This is a genomic window from Streptomyces niveiscabiei, from assembly GCF_001419795.1.
In the GTDB taxonomy this organism is placed as follows: domain Bacteria; phylum Actinomycetota; class Actinomycetes; order Streptomycetales; family Streptomycetaceae; genus Streptomyces; species Streptomyces niveiscabiei.
Map to the genome: position 1 here is coordinate 1 of NZ_LIRL01001379.1, position 2,958 is coordinate 2,958.

At 70.8% G+C, this 2,958-nt stretch carries 1 protein-coding gene; it reads left to right on the plus strand.

What is annotated here, in order from left to right; translation table 11 throughout:
• Positions 1-342 precede the first annotated feature (342 nt).
• The gene (locus tag AOK24_RS44255; protein ID WP_055725448.1) at positions 343-2,883 is read left to right on the plus strand and encodes a glycoside hydrolase family 127 protein; all 2,541 of its coding nucleotides are present in this window, start codon (positions 343-345) and stop codon (positions 2,881-2,883) included.
• The last annotated feature ends 75 nt before the right edge of the window (positions 2,884-2,958 follow it).

The window sequence follows — 2,958 nt, forward strand, 5'->3', positions numbered from 1 at the left end:
CGCCGATGCGGTACTCGGCGTAGCCGGGACGGTCGAAGTAGGGCTCGATGCCGAGGAGTTGGGTGTACCAGCGCTTGGCGGCGTCGAGGTCGGTGGTGTGGAAGCGGACGGTGGTGACGCCGCGCAGCATGGGGTCTCCCTCGGTGGGTTCGTCGGTGGCGTGGGAGTAAAGGTAGGGGGCTTCTAGGCCGGTTTCTGTCCTAGATGCTGCGCCCTGCGTTTCTCTGTGTCGGGGCGTGGGTGCCAACCGCCTTGATCCTGGGGGGAATTATCGGAATCATGCACTCCGCACAGTGTGTTAACTTTCAAGCTTATGCGGCTGCTGGCCGCGCGGAGGCAGTTGTGGACAGGTATCCCTTCGGCAGACGGCAAGTCCTGGCGCTGGGCGGCGCCACGGCGCTCGCCCTGGGAGCGGGCCCGACGGCGGCGCGGGCCGCGAGCGGCAAGGCCGGGGACGGCGCGGTCGGAGGCAGCGAGGTCGGAGGCGGCGGGTCCGTCCGGCCGTTCCCGCTCGATGCGGTCGCGCTGCTGGACAGTCCGTTCCGGGCGAACCAGCAGCGCAACACCGCATACCTGCGTTTCGTCGACATCGACCGGCTGCTGCACACGTTCCGGCTGAACGTCGGGCTGCACAGTGCCGCCGAGCCGTGCGGCGGCTGGGAGGCGCCGGACCAGGAGCTGCGGGGGCATTCGACGGGGCATCTGCTGTCGGGGCTGGCGCTGACGTACGCGAACACCGGGGACGAGGAGCTGCGGGCCAAGGGGCGGGCGCTGGTCGCGGCGCTGGCCGAGTGCCAGGCGGCGTCGCCGAAGGCGGGGTTCGGGAAGGGGTACCTGTCGGCGTTCCCCGAGGAGTTGTTCGACCGGCTGGAGAAGGCCGAGGAATGGGTGTGGGCGCCGTACTACACGCTCCACAAGATCATGGCGGGGCTGGTGGACCAGTACCGGCTGGCCGGGAACGGGCAGGCGCTGGACGTGGTGCTGGGGATGGCCGGGTGGCTGGACCGGCGTACCGGGCGGCTGTCGTACGAGGAGATGCAGCAGGCGCTGTGGGCCGAGTTCGGGGGCATCCAGGAGACGTTGGCGGATCTGCACGCCCTCACCGGTGACGGGCGGTGGCTCACGGTCGCCGAGCGGTTCGCGGACGCCGAGGTGTACGGGCCGCTGGCCAGGAACGAGGACCGGCTCGCGGGGCTGCACGCGAACACGCAGATCCCGAAGGCGACCGGCGCGCTGCGGATGTGGGAGGAGGGGCTCGAGGAGCGGTACCGGGCGATAGCGGAGAACTTCTGGCGGATCGTCGTCGGGCACCACACGTACGTCATCGGCGGCAACAGCAGCAGGGAGTCCTTCGGGCCCCCGGACGCGATCGCGGGCCGGATCGGGGAGCTCACCTGCGAGAACTGCAACAGCTACAACATGCTGAAGCTGACGCGGCTGCTGCACTTCCACGCGCCGGAGCGCACGGAGCTGCTCGACCACTACGAGCGGACCCTGTTCAACCAGATGCTGGGTGAGCAGGACCCGGACTCCGCGCACGGTTTCAACATCTACTACACCGACCTCAACCCGATGGCGTTCAAGCAGCAGCCCTGGTTCATGGGCGAGGACGAGAACGCGTACTCGACGGACTACGGCAACTTCTCCTGCGACCACGGCACCGGCATGGAGACGCAGGCCAAGTTCGCCGACACCGTGTACGCGCACGACGAACAGCGGCTGCTGGTCAACCTGTTCATCCCGTCGGAGGTGACCTGGCGGGAGAAGGGGATCACCTGGCGGCAGACGACGCGGTTCCCCGACGAGTCCGCGACGACCCTCACCGTGGCCTCGGGGCGTGCCGCGCACCGGCTCCAGATCCGGGTCCCCGCCTGGGCGTCCGGCGCGCGTGCCACCCTCAACGGGCGGCCCCTCCCCCACCGTCCGCGTCCCGGCGGCTGGCTCGTCCTGGACCGGCTGTGGTGCGCCGGCGACCGGGTCGAGCTGTCGCTGCCGATGCGGACGGTCGCCGAGCCCGCGCCCGACGACCCGGACGTCCGCGCCCTCGTGCACGGGCCGATCGTCCTCGCCGGCGCCTACGGCGACACCCTGAACTGGTGGCTGCCGCGTCTCGAACTCGGCTCCGTGCGGCAGGAGTCGGCCGATCCGCTGCGGTTCACCGCGCGGGCCGACGGCAAGGACGTGACGCTGCTGCCGGTCGCGCGGGTGCATCACCAGCGCTACAGCGTGTACTGGATCACCGGTGAACTCCCCGCGCCTCCCCCGGCGTTCGCCGTGCACCACCAGTTCGACGAGACGTCGGGGACGGTCGCCGGGGACGCCACGGGGAACGGGAAGACCGCCCGGCTCGCGGGCGGCGCCTCCTGGTCGCCGTCCGGGGTGGTGCTCGACGGGAAGGACGGGTACGTCCGTCTCGCGGACGACCTCCTCGCCGGGGCGTCCGCCTACACGGTCGCGGTGCGGGTGCGGCTCGATGCCCAACCCGAGCCGGGGGCGCGGGTGTTCGACATCGGGACCGGGGAGACCGCGTACCTGTTCCTCACGCCGCGCACCGACGACGGGAAGCTGCGGTTCGCGGTGAGCACACTCGGCGCGTCCGGGGAGCAGCAGGTCGACGCCGATGCGCTGGCCGTGGGGCGGTGGGCGCATGTCGCGGTGACGTACGCCGAGCGCGCTCTGGTGCTGTACGTCGACGGGAAGGAGGTCGGGCGGGACGCCAAGGCGTACTCGGAGCCCCGGTACTTCGCGAACCATATCCGCGGGGCGTATCTGGGGCGGTCGCAGTACGGCACCACCCCTTATCTGAAGGGGACTTTGAGGGATTTCCGGGTGTACGGGCGGGCCTTGAGCGCGCAGGAGGTCGCCGGGCTCGCGAGAGCCTAGGCGTCCCTGACGTACACGAGGGCGTCGATGGCCGGCAGGTGGGCCGGGTCGAGGGGGGCGTAGCCGAACCAGGGG